The organism is Micromonospora sp. WMMD737 (assembly GCF_049179055.1).
Lineage (GTDB): Bacteria > Actinomycetota > Actinomycetes > Mycobacteriales > Micromonosporaceae > Micromonospora > Micromonospora reichwaldensis.
This window is the reverse complement of record NZ_JBMHMH010000001.1, coordinates 83,409-98,036: the sequence shown is the minus strand read 5'-3', so window position 1 is coordinate 98,036 and position 14,628 is coordinate 83,409. Positions and strand designations below refer to the sequence as shown.

Below are 14,628 nucleotides of genomic sequence, written 5' to 3'. Positions count from 1 at the left end.
GTAGACTCGCGCAGATCCGCACTAATTATCGTCGAACGTGTGGACGGAGGCGTTGCGAGAGCCTTATCGCACCGATTCGGCAGACCGGGCAAGTTACCGGCGGTCCCGTTGATCGCGAGCCTACTGTGAGACAAACCGTCGCCGACTACCCGGGTCACCCCGCGGAAGTCGGCACCGCTCACTCGCGAGGCTTGGACACCCTCAAACTTTCTGCAGGCGCGGCCAGGGCTGGAGTTGAGCTATGGCTGGTTCAGGTCCGCCACTTCGGACCTACCGCCTATAGGCCATCAATACCCGAGTCACAATGTGCTCGGCGTACCGCCTGTCGACGCTGCCGCCGGCGGCGCGACGGTAGAAGATCGGTCCGGCGAGAAGGTCGAGTACCTCGATGGGGCTCGTGTCGGCGGGAAGTTCTCCTCGGTTGATGCCACGCTCGATGGCCTGCAGGATGACGGCGTGGCGTGCGTCGGCCTCCCGATGGTGCAACGCGGCGAGTTGCGCGTCGCGCTCGGCGGCGTCGATCAGAGCGAACCACAGTCCGGCGGCCGGACCATGGGACAGCGCTACCGCGAGCCCGGTGACTAGCTCGACGAGATCGCCGCACAACGTTCCGGTGTCTGGATCGTCGGGTGTGCGCCGCACATTGTCGAAGGCGTCGAGCACGAGTGCGGCCTGGTCGTCCCAGTGCCGGTAGATCGTCGTCTTCGCCACTCCGGATCGTTCTGCGACGGCCTCGATCGTGGTCCCCGCGATACCGCGCTCGGCGAGTAGATGGAGAACAGTGGTGAGCACCGTGGCGCGGGTGCGTAGCACGCGTGGGTTCATCGGTGGACTCACCCGTCACCTCCCCGCGTCTGTTGTCTGTGGCCTACTGCCAATGGTGCTGGTGGTCAGCCACATACTGCCGCAGGGTCCGCGGCGGTCGTCCGAGTAGGTGCGGCAGCGTGGGGTCCACCTGTTCCGCCTGCCCTCGTCGGAGGCCGGTGTGCAGGATCGTCTGAACGATTGCCTGCGCTAGGGGCGCCCGCTGTCGTCGGAGGTGCCGCAGATAACCGCTGACGCTGGCGGGCTGGTAGTGGATGGGGCGTTTGAGTGCCTCGGTGAGCAGGGCTGCCACCTCGTTGAAGTCGAGTGCTTCCGGACCGGTCAGGGTGTACTCGGCGCCGCGGTGCGCGACAGGGCCGGTAAATACGGCAGCGGCGACGTCGCCTAGGTCGCGGGTGTCGACGAATGCCACACGGCCATGCCCGGCAGGCAGGTAGAGCTGGTTGTCATCGCGGATGTCCCGCTGGTACGCGTCGGCCAGGTTTTGTGCGAAGAAACCTGGCCGCAGGATCGTATATGGCAGTCCTGAGGCACGAAGATGCGTCTCCACGCGGTGATGGGGCAGTATCGGGTTGTGCTCGGCACCGATGACCGAGGCGAACACCACGTGCCGGGCGCCGCCGTGCGCGGCAGCATTGACCAGCGCGTTCAGGGTGGGTCCCACCCGGGCGATCTGCGGCGGTCGAAGCAGGAACAATCCGCTCGCGCTGTCCAGCGCCGCGTGGAAGGTGCGCGGGTCGCGCAGGTCCAAGCGCACCGCGGGTACCCCGGGAAAGCGTTTCCTGAGGGCGGTGGGATCGGTCCCGGCGACCCTTATGGCCATCCCTGCGGCGAGCAGTGACCGGGTCACCGCCCCGCCCACGTTGCCGGTAGCCCCGGTCACCAGCACCGACGCGGCCATCAGGTACCGCTTTCAACATCGAGGTAGACCAGAGCCAGCCCGTCGCGGCGGACTGCCTCGGTCAACTCGCCGTGCGTTGGCGTACGCGGCACGTTGATCTTGATGCCCATTCGCCGGCCCGCACGCTGGTGCCCGGCCTGCTCAATGAGCGAGTGGTAGACCTGTGCGACACGGTCCGGGTCCTCGACGAGCTGCGCTCGCGCCGCCAGCCGCCGACCCAGCAATGTCACAGCAATGTCGGGTCGGTCGCGCAGATTGACCCGCCACGGCGAGTTGGTCAACACCAGCAACCGGCCGTCGCCGCCGTCACGGTAGGCAACCGGGAAGACCAGCTCACGGCCCGAGCGTCGCCCGAGGACGTGCAGCAGAAGCAGGTGACGACCAACCCGCTGCGCACGTCGTGGCGTCGACAGGAACCAGCGCATGACCTTGTTGACAACCCGGTACGGGGCCTTGGGAGGACGAACCCGCTGTACGGCTGGAAGTGAGTTGGGGGCCATACCCACACACTAACGCTACGGATGCGTAGCGGAAGACCCACCTGCGTCAACCAGCTCAAGCAGGTCAGGCGCAAGGAACTTGACCATGCTCGTGCCCTGCAGACGCGGCCGCCCCGCTCCGGTGCCTCCCGGCAGCCACGACTTCACGTAACCCATGGCATCCGCACAGCCAGAGCAAGCGGTTCCATCGAAGGAGCACAACCGGTGCTGACCGAAAGCCCACAATCGATTTAACCATTATCCGCACGCTATGACCGACTAGCACCTTTTGGCGCTTTTGCCTCCGCCTGATCGCAGGTAACGCGAGCGACCCACCGCCCGCACACCTGGACATTGACTCATGTGCAACTATCTTCATATTCCTTGTCGGGCCGTACGACGAACTCGCCCTAGCCCTACTCCCCCGCAGTCCCGAACTCTCGCCGACGGAGGAAAAATGCCCACACGCTGGCGTATGACGCTTGCCGCCGCCTTGGCCGCCACGCTAATCCTGCTGTTCGCCCCAGCCGCTGTAGCCGCACCGCTGCCTGCCGGCACGTGGTGGGGGGTGGAAGACGGCCGCACCACCTCCAATTACAAGGAGTACTTCCCGGGCTACCAGTTCGGTTGCGGAGGCGACCAGCGCCACAAAGGCGTCGATGTCGGCGCCCCTACCGGTAACCGCATCTACGCGTGGGGAGCCGGCCGTGTCGTAGGCCGCGGTTACGACCCCGGCGGTTACAACCGGTGGATCCAGGCCTACTTCCCCTCCGTCAACATGAGCCTTACCCTCGGCCACCTTCTTGACGGCTCCGAACTACGCGTCGGCACCACCTTCACCAAGGGCACCCGATGGGCAAAGATTGGCACCAGGGCGGACGGGCTCAACCACTCTCATGTCCACTTCCGCGCCGCTCGCGGCAACCACGGTGCCTCTCCCATCGGTCCCTGCGAGGACATGAACCCCTTCATCCTGTGGGACGCGTTGGGCCTGCCGTCCTGACAGCCAGGCCAATCGCCGCCAGATATCCCGATGCGCTCCCCCGCCAACTCGATCGAAAAGCGCGGCAGCCCCATCTGCTCCGCAGCGTACGACATCCTCAACAGCCGACGCATCGACTTCCGGCTGGTCAAGAGCGGCAACGGCTTCAGCACCACCACCCCACGATGGCCGACGGTGAATACTCCGAACACCTCGCCCTTACCGCCTACGCAAACTGCTGAGCCCGGTCTTACAGTCCAGGAGCGGTGTTGGCGGCCCGGTGGGATCGATGAAGATGAGGATCGGATATGACATGAGTCGACAAGACCACACGGCCAATTTGGGAGCCTCGCCTGTGCTGTCTTACCGTCCACGATCTCGTTGTCCAGCCGGACTCCCACCACCTCGCCGCTTCCGGCCGAGGCTGTTACGCAGGTAGAGAGCCGTGAACCGCACCAACGCGAAGATCCGCGCCCGCGGTAGCGAGCGATTGCCACACTCAAACCTGGAGGATCCTGGTCAAGCTGCGCTGCTGCCCACGCCGAGCCACCGCGATCGTGCAGGCGATCCTCGTCCTGTAACTCCGGCCGCACCACGTTGGCGGGCCTTTCGTCCGGATCGGCTCTTGAGACATTGCCGATGAAGCTCCCATGTCCGGCAGGACGATGTTGTGAGTCGAAGCGCAGGCAACCGTACACATCGGTTTACCCCTCACCATCCGGAACGAAGCACGAGGAAGTAAGCCTTGTCCTGCTCAGCCGGGACGCCCCGCACGATCGGCAGCCGGCCACCGCGCACTCCCACCGAGCGGTGCCGCTGCCGACTTGTCGTGTCCAGCCGGACAGGCCAGCAAACCGCGACGGCCATTGGCGCAAGTGCCGTGGACGGCGGTCTCGGGCGAGACCGGCGAGCGGATGACGGACTGCCGCCGGTGGCACGCGCCACCTGTCGGCTGTTGTCGTCGCGGATCTCCCAGCGGATCCGGAGGCGGCGGAACGGGCTGTGTGAGCTGGGTGCGCGGCCTGCACACGGGGCTGGGCAGCGGCGTCCGATGCGATTGTGTGTCAGGCGGGGCGGGGGACGGACTTCGTTTTGTTGACGTGGCTCAGGTCGGCGTCGTGATGTTGCGGCGACGGCGGTGGACGATCGTCCGAGGGTAGGGCCGCCTGCACTGCGGTGAGATCCGTGCCGGTGGCCGTCTCGGCGTAGTTGACGATCAGCGTGAGGGCGTTGGCCCGGTCGATGGAGGTACTGGTGACGATGTGATACCCGTAAGCGTCCTCGAGCGCGACGAGGTTGCAGGCGACGTGCCGAATGGGGCCGCGAATGGTGAACACGCCGCAAGCGACACCGTCGTTGAGAATCTGTTCGTAGAGGTCGACTTGCTGGTCGAAGAGGGCTCGCCTCATGTGCGCGTCGCCCGCGCGTAGTCGGGCCTGCGGGGAGAACTCGTACAGCAGACAGCAGAGGCCGTCGTCATGATCGGTGGGAAGTCCGGACCCGATCATCGCCAGTAGCCGGCCGACCGGCTCACGCAGACTGTTGGTGGCCTGCTGCCGGCGTTGGTAGAACCGCTCGATGGCGTGTTCGTACACGTCCTGAAAGAGGTCGCGCACGTCGCGCCAGTAGTAGGTCACCGTGCCGGGTGAGGTGTTCGCGGCGTCGGCGATGTCGCGGACCCGGACGTTGGCTAGGCCGCGGTTCTTGATGGCCTGCTGGGCGGCGGCCATGAGGTGGGCGCGTTGGGCGTCCTGTCGCCGTGGTCTGGCCATACATCGCCTCCTACGGGTGGCGCGTGTCCTCGATGGGGTGGTGCGGATCGCGGCCCTGGCGTCCACTGCCGTCTGGCGGTGCTCGCAGTGCGGACAGCTCGACGCCGGTCGCGATGGCTCGCGGCGCCGAGCAGGTCAGTTGTGCGGCCGCAGTCAGTATCCGTTGGGGGTGAGCACGTCGATGAACAGGGGGTTAGGTTCGGTGCCGCCGAGGGTGACGCTGTCGTTCTTGACATAGCCGTAGTAGGCATTCGCGTCGATAACCCGGTTGTTGCCGATGTAGACGCCGGTGTGGTCGAGGTCGCCGCCGTAGCGAATGCCGTCGTTTGGGTTTGTGTCCCAGAAAACGAGGTCGCCCGGGCGGGGGGTGCTGACCCGGCGGCCTTGGTTGATCTGGCCTTGCAGCCAGTAGTTCAACTGCAGGCCCCGCCCGGTCGCGGCCTTGGTGCCGTCCCAGATCGCGTGCCGGTTCAGGCACTCGCAGTCGACCGCCTGAACGCCGCAGGTCCAGCCGTACGCCAACCGGTAGGGCGTTCCCAGGTAAGCCTTGGCCGCGTTCACGACCGCCGCCCGTACGCCGGACGCCCCGTGGGCCGGGGTGGCGGTCAGCCCGAGCCCGAGCATGGTGATCACCGTGGTCGCCACGGCTCCAAGTTGTCTCTTCATCGCCTGTCGCTCCTGCCTCTGTTCATCCAGGGAGATGATTGTCGTACGAGACAGCAAAGAACAACAATCGACCGGAGTCAAGCTCCCATCCGGGCTGCGGTCAAGCCCGCTGTCTACGCTGCCGGGACTGGAGACTGAGGCTTAGTTGACTAAGGTTCGGCCTCGTCGGCGCTGGTTTGCGATGAATTGCCCGGTCGGGGAAAGCACGATGCCGGCCGGTCACCCGTTGCCCGGAGTGACCGGCCGGCGCGTCACCGGCACGCATGCCGGAAAGTGGTCAGGACGCGGCGCAGGAGATGTCGCCGGGCACGGTGTTGGGGCCGTTGGCGGTGAAGCCGAAGGCGGTCGTGCCGTTCGGGGGCAGGGCGCCGTTCCACGCCTCGTTGCGTACGGTCACGATCGGGCCGGAGACGGTGTGCCGGCCGCTCCAGAGCGAGCCGATCGAGGTGCCGCTCGGCGCGGTCCAGGTGACCGTCCAGCCGCTGGTGGCGCTGGTGCCAGTATTCTTCACGGCCACCTCGGCCTGGTAGCCGCCCGACCAGGAGGTGGTCACCCGGTAGGTTGCCGTGCAGCCGGCGTCGCCGCCACCGCCGTTGAGTGTGGTGAATGTGCGTCCCGGCGAGAGAGCCGAGGTGTTGCCGGCGGCGTCCCGGGCCCGGACGCTGAACGTGTAACTGGTGTTCGCGGACAGTCCGGTGGCGGTGTGGCTGGTGCCGGTGACGGTGCCCACCACGGTCGCCGCGCCGGTGCCGGTCGCGCGAAGCACGTCGTATGAGGTGACGCCGACGTTGTCGGACGCGGCGGCCCAGGTCAGCGAGGCGCCGGTGGCGGTGATGCCGCTGACGCTGGGTTGTCCCGGAGCGGTCGGCGCGACGGTGTCGTCGCCGCCACCGTTGGCGTAGCGTTCGACCAGGCTGATGCCGGTGGTGCTGCCGGCGCCGCCCAGCCGGACCGCGTGGTCCAGCCCGACGAACTTGTTGCCGTGTTGCCACAGTGCCGGCTTGAGTAGGGCGTACTTCTGCTCGTCCCAGGTCTTCCAGTCGTCGAGCAGCAACCCGCCGGTGTCGCCGGAGTTGGGGTTGAGCACCCAGAACGTCTGGTGCAGCCCCTGCTCGACGATCAGGTCACGCAGCGCGGTCATCCACTTGTCCTGCCGGGCGTCCTGGCCGAGGCGGCCGCCCCACTCGCCGATCAGCAACGGCGCGGTGTCGTTCTCGTGGATGAAGAGCCAGTTGGGCCGCCACACGTCGTTGGTCAGTGAGGTCTTGTCGAACTCCTTCTGGAACCAGGGCTGCTCGAAGACTAGCGGACCGTAGTCGTGCGGCGAGTACACCAGTTGGTCCTGGTGGGCGCCCAGATTGACAGGCAAAGTGCGTACGCCGCGCAGGTTGCCGCCCCACCAGTTGTAGTAGTAGTTCGGCGAGAGGTCAGGGTCGGTGTTCGGCGAGTTCCAGGTTTCCCCCTCACGGGGGTAGACCTCGATTCCCTCGACCAGGATCAGCAGGTTGGGATTGATCGCCAGGATCCGCCGTGCGGCGGTTTCCGCGACGTGCTTCCAGTTGTCCTGGTCGGTTGAGTTATCCCATTTCGCGCGCGGCGGCTGGTTCGGCGTGCCGTGCGGTTCGTTCTTGAGGTCCATCGCGACAATGGTGTCGTTGGTGAGGTAGCGCGCGGTGACCCACTCCCACGCCTGGTAGAAGTGCTCGGTGGTGATCGAGCCCTTGTACCACATCGGATGTATGTGCCCTGAGTTGTCGGCCTCCGCGCTGTGCACGTCCAACATGACCTTGAGGCCGTACTGCTCGCAGAGCTGGAGCCAGTAGTCGAAGACCTGCAGGCCGTTCTTGCCGGCCAGCTCCGGGTTGGCGTAGGTGTTGACGTTGACGGGGCCGAACGTTCCGGCCTTCCACTCCAGCAGCAGTTGGGTGGAGACGGGCACTCGGACGATGTTGATGCCCCGGTCGGCCATCGACTTGGTGATCTGCGTGATGTTGCCGGACCACAGGCCGTGGAACACCCGTTCCGAGGCGTTGAACCCGAACCAGTTGGTCCCCGTCAGCCAGACCTGATTGCCGGCCTCGTCGACGATCTTGTTGCCCTCCGTGCGCAACCAGTCTGCAGTGGGAACCGCCACCGGCGCGACAGTGGGGGTGGCCCCGGCCGGGGCGGCGACACCGGGGCCCGCCCCGACGGCGAGGACAAGCAGGGCAGCCGCAGCGAGGCGGGCTTTACGTTTTGAAAACACTTACGCCTCCAGGAATCGATCGGCAACGCGCACGACATGCATCCATCTCGATGCATGGAAGCGCTCCCATAGCTTATTACCAATATGTTTCCACCGGAAGACGCTCGTCCGCATCGGCATCTGGGCGCCGGTCGACGGCCGGGTGGCGGTTCACTTCTCCCTGCTGGACGCCGACGACCGGCCACTGACCCGCCGCGATCTGATCGACCGGCTGGGGGCCGAGGCAGTGCAGGATTCGGCGGAGGAGTACCCGCAGCTCGTCGACGCCCGGCTGCTCGGACTCGGCCCGGCCCGCTACGAGCAGCTACCGGACCTGGTACTGGCCCTGCGCAAGCCGCAGCTTGCCAAGGACCTGAACCCGGTCGAGCTGACCCGCACGCTGCAACGGGGGCTACGCCCGGTCGAGAACCATCTGCTGGTGGAGGCCGCCCGCTCGCTCGACGACATGGAGACGGTCGCCCGTACCCTCGAAGGGCTGGTGGCGACGGACGGCGCCACGGCCGCCTTCCTGACGGTCTACTAGACCTGCCTGCGCACGCACGCACGGGCAGCCGCCGACGCCCCCGACACCGCGGCGACCGCGCTGACCGGCGCCGATTTGGACGAGTACCTACTGCCACCCCCGCCGCACCGGCGGCCGGCCGCGGCCGTCCTCGCCAACGTGCTGGCTCCCGAGGAACAGGACGACGTGCCCGCCGGGCGGATCACGAGGTGCTCACCTCGGTGGCGCTGGCCGACGTGACCGCTCCCGACGCCTCGCCGGTCACCATCGGCGTGGGCGGCCGGTACGCCCGGGGCACCGCCGTCGGCCGGTACGCCAAGACCTCCTGCAAGTTCTTCGGCGTGACCGCCCGGGCCACCCGCCGCGCGGCCCGGGTCAGCGAAAGCGAGCGGCTGCTGGCGGCGGTCGAGGCCGACCTCGGCGCGGTGGACCGCGACCGCGCCGAGGTCGAGGCGCAGCTGACGGCCGCCGCCGCGGCCGTCGCGCAACTGCCGGCACCCGCAGCGGTCCACACCGGGCTACGCGAGTTGGACCGGGCAGCCGCGACGTTGCGCACCCGGCAGGACGCCAGCGCGGCAGCCGCCACCCACCTCGACCAGGCTCTGGTCGAGCGGGCCGCCGCCAAGGTGACGGGCCGCCGGGGGTGAGCCCGGATCATCCGCAGGGGTGAACCGCGGGTGCCCAGCCCTGATCCGGGTACGACGGGTGGGATGCGCACACTGGACGACCCCCGGCTGGACCGGGTGCTGACTGCTCTGCTGACCATGCAACGGCAGTCCTGGGAGCAGGGCGTGGCCGCCCACGCACTGCTCGACCTGGGCTGGGACGAGGAAGTGGTGCTGCTCGCCGACGCCGCGGTGACCCGGCAGCAGCCGGATGGCCGGCTCGGCGACGTCTCCGGCGAGCAGGCCGCGGTCAACGGCGCGGCCTGCGGCGAGGCGGTTCGGCACGCAGCCCGCAGGTACCCTGACCCTCGCTGGACGGCGGCGCTGCGGCGGCAACTCGACTGGCTGCTGGTCCGCGCGCCCCGGGCCACCGACGGCACCCTGTTTCACCTGCTCGGCAACCGCCAGGTGTGGGCGGACACCGTGTACATGGTGGTGCCGCTGCTCGCCGTGTGCGGGCACCCGGAACAGGCTGCGGCCCAGGTAAACGGGCACCGCCGCCGGCTGTACGACCCTGAGGCCGGCCTCTACGCCGCCCGCTGGGACGACGACACCGGGGTGCTGGTGCAGCCGCAGCTCTGGGGCACCGGCAACGGCTGGGTGGTCGCCGGGATCGCCCGCGCACTGCGGCTGCTGCCGCACTGGCCGGCCAACCTGCACGCGGAGTTGGCCGGGCACGCCCGGCAGGTGCTCGACGCCTGCCTGGGGCATCGGCGTCCGGACGGGTTATTCCACGACGTGCTCGACGACCGGAGCAGCCACGTGGAGACGAACGTCGCGCAGATGCTGGCGTACGCGGCCATGACCGGCGCGGCCGACCGCTGGCTGCCGCCGTCGTACGCCGACACCTCGCGGGACCTGCTCACCACCGCCGACCGCCAGGTCGACCCGTACGGGCTGGTGCGGCCGGTCAGCGGCGCGCCGCACTTCGACCGCCCAGGCACTTCCGCCGAGGCACAGGCGTTCCACCTGCTCGCCCACGCCGCCCTCCGTCGTACCGGTCAGCCCGGATGAGCAGCCCGCACAGCAGGCGGCCTGCCCGACGTGCCGGAGGTCGTCCTCGGCCGACAGCGGGTCGGGCAGCGGGCACAGGCGTGGTCCCGGTAGCCGTGGTGGCGCGGGCCGACGCAGCACCCGGCCGGAACGCTCGGCACCAGAACCCGCACCGCCAGATCGGCTAGCAAGAACGCCAGTCGGGACCCGCGGCAGTGGCACCGCCGCCACCGCGGGTCCGCAGCCGCGCGATGTCGATCCGGCCGCGGTTCACGCACATACAGCGACCCGTGACCGCGCCAGTGCTCACCCACCAGCGACAACTCCACCAGGCACCGCACCGGCGCGTCACCGCACGACAGCGTCTGCCAACTCGGACATCGCATTCCGGCGAGTGGCCGAACAGGAGTGGACCCCACGCCGCAACGCGGCCAGCCGCCCGGCCTCATCGATCGTTCCGGCACCATGCACTCTGATCACCAGACAGCCCTTGGACGCTCCTATTGATTGGCGCGTCTGGTTCACCCGGACGGGACGCGCGAGCCCGCTGCTCCTCCCGCTGCACGGGCAGGGTGTTGATGATGTGACCTTGTCGCCGCCCGTCAGGGGCGCGTCGGACGAGCCGCGTCAGGACCGCGTCGGCCGGACGCTCTTGCCGTCGGGACTGCCAGGACGTCGGTGGTTCGTGCGGTTATGCCGGTGGCTCCGGTCTGGCGCTACACACTTTCCGCTGTCGCTCAATCGGGTGACAACAAGGCCGCGATCGTGACCTGGAAGTGGACCAGCCGTTACGGGAAGTGGCGGTACCGCAGGGCGTCCATTTGTATTCCCGTGCGAGGGTCGTTGTAGTTTAGATTCTGCGCGCCCGCCAGTCCCAGCGTCCCCGCTCGGCCGCAGCCGAGCGGGGACATCCTTTTGCGGTGGAGTTCGTCATCACTGTCAGTGGTCGAAGCTGCCACTGGCCACACTCCGAGGAGTCGACGAGCAGCTCAGGAGCAACGAGACCGAGCGGGACCAAGCAGTCACCGCATCTGGAGGCACCGTGACCGAACTACCCGGCAATCGACGTGATCGTAGTCGCGCAGATACCCGGCCACCGGCGCCACGCACCATCGACGCCTTCAGCGGACCTCGGTAAACGCCACCGACTCAACATCGGCGGCAACCGCCAACTCAACTCCGCCCTACACATCATCCTCGTCGTCCAAGCCCACCGCTCTGACCTCGGACGCGCCTACTACTAGCGCAAACATCGGTGGAGGCGAGACATCAGCCGAAGCCCGCCGCGCCCAACCCCGCATTGCACGATCAACGTTCAAGGACGAGGCACTAGGTTGCCTGCCATTCGCGTCGAACCTACGGTGCAACCATGCCGCTAGCTGGACGTCGCTGGTGCCTCCCGACACCGGGTGACCGCGACCCGATCGCATCCGTGCTGTTGGTGTTCGGGGGTGGCGTGCACCGGGTCGACGGGGGGTGGACGCTGATGCCGGCTAGCGCCGCGCGCGTCGACACGGCGGTGGCCTACGTGGCTGCCAACGAAGCCGCCTACAGCAGCGGTGCCGCGCGGAGCCCGAGGCCGCGCGTCATCTTCAGCGGCGGCTGGCCGGGTCGACACCGCTGCAAGGAGGCCCCGCCGCCAGGCTGTCGCGAGGGCGACCTGATGCTGAGCCGCGCCCGCGCAGCAGGTCTCGACCGGCACGCGGACCTAAAGTGGGAGACGCGATCGACGAGCACGCTTGAAAACCTGTACTACGCCGTCGAGGACGGATTGCTCGCGGATGTCTCGTTCGACCTGGGGCAGCCGCTGGGCCTGGTCTCCCACCCCTGGCACCTGCCCCGCGTCAGATACCTCATCGCGCGGCTGCTCCGGCTTCCCCCCGGAGCGATGCTCGACATCTCGGTGCTAGATGCCATCGCCGTCGGTCCTGCCTGGTCATCGCGCGCGCTTCACGCGGCGGCGTGGCTGTGCCACCTCGGGGCGCGCAACCCGGCCGCGCTGCTGCGCCGCGAGCAGCGGCTCCTCGCGCTGGCGGCAAGGCTCACCCACCGATGACACGGACACGGCGGCCGGACGTATGCGTGAGGGGCTGAGTGAGAACCCCTTGCCAGGGGTAAAGCTGCCGACACCGGGGCCGCGCCGGTAGGAACCGGTGCACACCCGTGCGGCGCGCTGACGAGGAGGTGGCATGACGCAGGCCGTCGTGGTCCTGCCGGTGTACCAGCCGGGAGAGAGGCTCGTCGAACTCGTCACTGATCTGCGCGCGGTCACACCACACACGCCTGTCGTCGTGGTGGACGACGGCAGCGACGCGAGCTCGGCGCGATTGCTTCGGCGCGTCAGCGACCTCGGCTGCACCCTACGGCGCCTCGACTGCAACCGGGGCAAGGGAAGCGCACTCAAAGAGGGTTACCAGTACGTGTTGCGCGCCCATCCAGGGCGGGACGTGGTGAGCGCTGACGCCGACGGCCAGCATCGCGCGCCAGACATCCTGCACCTGGCCGAACGGGTCCGCGACAGCAGGGCCATCGTGCTCGGCGTCCGCCGGTTCGACGGTGACGTTCCGCTACGCCGCCGGATCGGCAACGCCCTCACACGAACCTTATTCAAGATCAGCACTGGCGTGACGGCGACGGACACCCAGACGGGTCTGCGGGCCTATCCCCACGAACTGGTGCGATGGCTGTTGACGATTCCAGGTGAGCGCTTCGACTACGAGATGGCGGTCCTGGTCGCCGCGGCCCGCAACCGTTGCCCGATCGAACAGGTCACGGTACCCACCCGGTATCTCGACGGGAACGCCTCGTCGCACTTCGGCATGATCATCGACTCCGTGCGCACGTACCGCCCTCTGCTGATGCCCGGCGAGAAGCCGATACAAGAAGTGGATCCCTGCTATGACCCATGACGGCGATGACATCCCTTTAGGCTCGGCGTTGGACCCGCTGGTCCTCGCGTTGGACATCGGGTCCACCGCGACCCGCGGAGGCGTGTACGACGCGTCGGGCCGACAGATTCGCGGCCTACAGCACAAAGTGCCGCATACCTTCACCGTCGCGCCTGACGGAACCTCGATCATCGACCCCGATCAGGTAACCTCCGAGGTCGAACAGGTACTCACCACGATCACCCATGACTCGCGGCTAGGAACCCGAATCGCCGGTGTCGCGATGGACACCTTCGCCGCCTCGCTGATCGCGGTCGACAAGGCCGGAAGTCCACTGACCGCGTGCCTGACCTACGCCGACTCTCGCAGCGCTGACGCCGTCACGGCGCTGCGAGAGGAGCTCGACGAGCGCGCGGTCCAGCAACGCACCGGCACCCGCCTGCACACCAGCTACCACACCCCGCGCCTGCGCTGGCTCACGGTCGCGCAGCCGCACGTCGTCGCCAAGGCCGCGAACTGGTGGTCCTTGGGCGAGTATGTCCTGGCTCGGCTTATCGGGAATCCGCTCGCCGGAACATCCACGGTGGCATGGACCGGTCTACTCGACCGCACCACCGGCAAGCTCGACACGGAACTGCTCGCCGCAGCGGGCATCGACCCCGATCAGCTCTCCCCACCGCAGGACATGACTCGACCGGCCTCCTCAGCGGCACCAGCGCGTTGGCCCGCACTCGCCAAAGCTGCATGGTTCCCCGTCATCACCGACGGCTTCGCCAGCAATATCGGGGCTGGGGCGAGTAACGCCACAGTACTCACCGCCGCGACAGCCACCAGCGGTGCACTGCGCGTGCTGCTCGACGGTCCTGCTGATCCCCTGCCGTTAGGGCTGTGGAACTACCGGGTCGACGCCGGACGCACGCTCCTCGGTGGGGCGATCAACGACGTCGGTCGCGCGGTCAGTTGGGCGCAGAGCACCTTGCGTCTCAGCCCTGAACTCACGGCCGCCCTCACCGCGCCGCCGAGTGACGCCACGCCGCTCGTGCTGCCATACCTCACCGGCGAACGCGCGCCTGGCTGGATCGGCGGTGCACGCGCCGTGTTCGATAAAGTGTCGGTAGCCACAGATGCCGACGTCCTCTTTCGGGCGATCATCGAGGGCGTGGCGTTGACCTACGCGCGCGTCGCCGACGAATTGCGCCCCGCCGCCCCGCTGGTCGTAGAGGTAGCAGCGGCCGGTCGCGTCAGCAACGATCACCCTGCCTGGCTGCACGTCCTCGCGGATGTGCTCGGGCGACCCGTCACGCACGTGACTCGACGCCGAGCCACGCAGTGTGGCACTGCGCTGCTCGCGCTCGATGTACTGGCACCAGACGTGCCACGCGCACCTCGGGCCACCGGTGCGACGTATGAGCCGCGGCCCGCACACGTTGAGCATTACGCCGAACGGCGCGCTCAATTCACCACCGTGTACGACACAATCGTGCGCGATCGATGACCGCACGGCAGCTCCACCAGCCCGAGACGTGACGAGCTGATGCGGGTACACGGCCGGCTCCGCACTGGGGCAGCCAAGGGCTTACCGGACTGCGTGACCATCACCTCGGCGTTGGATCTGACCCGTGTGGCCGCCGACGGCCGATCATCCGCCAACTGCGTCGCAGAAGCCTCGGGGCAGCACCACCGTCGTCCGCTCCGACTTTGCGCTTCCCT

General features: G+C 67.9%; 13 protein-coding genes and 1 pseudogene. 8 read left to right on the top strand and 6 right to left on the bottom strand.

The features are described 5' to 3' along the window. Positions 1 to 270: 270 nt before the first annotated feature. Genes ACN27A_RS00450 through ACN27A_RS00440 form a run of 3 tightly spaced genes read right to left on the bottom strand, consistent with a single transcriptional unit; the run spans position 271 to position 2,151 of the window. Positions 271 to 825 (bottom strand): TetR/AcrR family transcriptional regulator, encoded by a 555-nt coding sequence (locus ACN27A_RS00450; protein WP_421448836.1) that lies wholly within the window; start codon positions 823 to 825, stop codon positions 271 to 273. Positions 826 to 868: 43 nt separating this feature from the next. Continuing rightward, positions 869 to 1,726, bottom strand: a complete 858-nt coding sequence (locus tag ACN27A_RS00445) for an SDR family oxidoreductase (RefSeq protein ID WP_421448833.1) — start codon at positions 1,724 to 1,726, stop codon at positions 869 to 871. Next, positions 1,726 to 2,151 (bottom strand): nitroreductase/quinone reductase family protein, encoded by a 426-nt coding sequence (locus tag ACN27A_RS00440; protein WP_421448831.1) that lies wholly within the window; start codon positions 2,149 to 2,151, stop codon positions 1,726 to 1,728. The genes ACN27A_RS00445 and ACN27A_RS00440 overlap by 1 nt, the downstream gene beginning before the upstream one ends. Positions 2,152 to 2,680: 529 nt before the next feature. On the opposite strand from ACN27A_RS00440, the gene ACN27A_RS00435 reads away from it, so the two are divergent. Further along, the gene (locus ACN27A_RS00435) at positions 2,681 to 3,208 is read left to right on the top strand and encodes a M23 family metallopeptidase (RefSeq protein WP_421448830.1); all 528 of its coding nucleotides are present in this window, start codon (positions 2,681 to 2,683) and stop codon (positions 3,206 to 3,208) included. Between the two features lie 418 nt (positions 3,209 to 3,626). Next, a pseudogene (locus tag ACN27A_RS00430) lies at positions 3,627 to 3,768 on the top strand (IS5/IS1182 family transposase); the annotation flags it as partial. A 483-nt stretch (positions 3,769 to 4,251) separates the two neighbouring features. Here ACN27A_RS00430 and ACN27A_RS00425 read toward each other — a convergent pair. The 3 genes from ACN27A_RS00425 to ACN27A_RS00415 form a co-directional block, all read right to left on the bottom strand. Further along, positions 4,252 to 4,959, bottom strand: coding sequence for a TetR/AcrR family transcriptional regulator (locus ACN27A_RS00425; protein ID WP_421448827.1), 708 nt, complete (start codon positions 4,957 to 4,959; stop codon positions 4,252 to 4,254). Positions 4,960 to 5,112: 153 nt separating this feature from the next. Next, positions 5,113 to 5,604 (bottom strand): C40 family peptidase, encoded by a 492-nt coding sequence (locus ACN27A_RS00420; protein ID WP_421448826.1) that lies wholly within the window; start codon positions 5,602 to 5,604, stop codon positions 5,113 to 5,115. Between the two features lie 298 nt (positions 5,605 to 5,902). Beyond that, positions 5,903 to 7,831 carry a cellulase family glycosylhydrolase gene (locus tag ACN27A_RS00415; protein WP_421458331.1) on the bottom strand — a complete coding sequence of 643 codons (1,929 nt, stop codon included), beginning with the start codon at positions 7,829 to 7,831 and terminating at the stop codon, positions 5,903 to 5,905. A 181-nt stretch (positions 7,832 to 8,012) separates the two neighbouring features. Here ACN27A_RS00415 and ACN27A_RS00410 point away from each other — a divergent pair, with 181 nt between their 5' ends. From ACN27A_RS00410 to ACN27A_RS00385, 6 genes are all read left to right on the top strand, one after another. Further along, the gene (locus ACN27A_RS00410) at positions 8,013 to 8,393 is read left to right on the top strand and encodes a hypothetical protein (protein ID WP_421448823.1); all 381 of its coding nucleotides are present in this window, start codon (positions 8,013 to 8,015) and stop codon (positions 8,391 to 8,393) included. 188 nt (positions 8,394 to 8,581) lie between these two features. Next, positions 8,582 to 9,019: a hypothetical protein gene (locus tag ACN27A_RS00405; protein ID WP_421448822.1), complete on the top strand. Its 438-nt coding sequence runs from the start codon at positions 8,582 to 8,584 to the stop codon at positions 9,017 to 9,019. A gap of 63 nt (positions 9,020 to 9,082) precedes the next feature. After that, a complete protein-coding gene (locus ACN27A_RS00400) occupies positions 9,083 to 10,051 on the top strand; it encodes a glycoside hydrolase family 88 protein (protein ID WP_421448820.1) in 969 nt (322 codons plus the stop codon). 1,411 nt (positions 10,052 to 11,462) lie between these two features. Beyond that, entirely contained in the window at positions 11,463 to 12,086 is a 624-nt protein-coding gene (locus ACN27A_RS00395) for a YdcF family protein (protein WP_421448818.1), read from the top strand. Between the two features lie 133 nt (positions 12,087 to 12,219). Further along, positions 12,220 to 12,939 carry a glycosyltransferase family 2 protein gene (locus ACN27A_RS00390; protein ID WP_421448815.1) on the top strand — a complete coding sequence of 240 codons (720 nt, stop codon included), beginning with the start codon at positions 12,220 to 12,222 and terminating at the stop codon, positions 12,937 to 12,939. Next, positions 12,929 to 14,413, top strand: a complete 1,485-nt coding sequence (locus ACN27A_RS00385) for a gluconokinase (RefSeq protein ID WP_421448813.1) — start codon at positions 12,929 to 12,931, stop codon at positions 14,411 to 14,413. Before ACN27A_RS00390 ends, ACN27A_RS00385 begins: the two co-directional genes overlap by 11 nt. Positions 14,414 to 14,628: the final 215 nt, after the last annotated feature.

Excerpts from the sequence above, each read along its gene's own strand:
- ACN27A_RS00450 (WP_421448836.1), bottom strand. The coding sequence starts at position 825 with ATGAACCCACGCGTGCTACGCACCCGCGCCACGGTGCTCACCACTGTT.
- ACN27A_RS00445 (WP_421448833.1), bottom strand. The coding sequence starts at position 1,726 with ATGGCCGCGTCGGTGCTGGTGACCGGGGCTACCGGCAACGTGGGCGGG.
- ACN27A_RS00440 (WP_421448831.1), bottom strand. The coding sequence starts at position 2,151 with ATGCGCTGGTTCCTGTCGACGCCACGACGTGCGCAGCGGGTTGGTCGT.
- ACN27A_RS00435 (WP_421448830.1), top strand. The coding sequence starts at position 2,681 with ATGACGCTTGCCGCCGCCTTGGCCGCCACGCTAATCCTGCTGTTCGCC.
- ACN27A_RS00425 (WP_421448827.1), bottom strand. The coding sequence starts at position 4,959 with ATGGCCAGACCACGGCGACAGGACGCCCAACGCGCCCACCTCATGGCC.
- ACN27A_RS00400 (WP_421448820.1), top strand. The coding sequence starts at position 9,083 with ATGCGCACACTGGACGACCCCCGGCTGGACCGGGTGCTGACTGCTCTG.
- ACN27A_RS00390 (WP_421448815.1), top strand. The coding sequence starts at position 12,220 with ATGACGCAGGCCGTCGTGGTCCTGCCGGTGTACCAGCCGGGAGAGAGG.
- ACN27A_RS00385 (WP_421448813.1), top strand. The coding sequence starts at position 12,929 with ATGACCCATGACGGCGATGACATCCCTTTAGGCTCGGCGTTGGACCCG.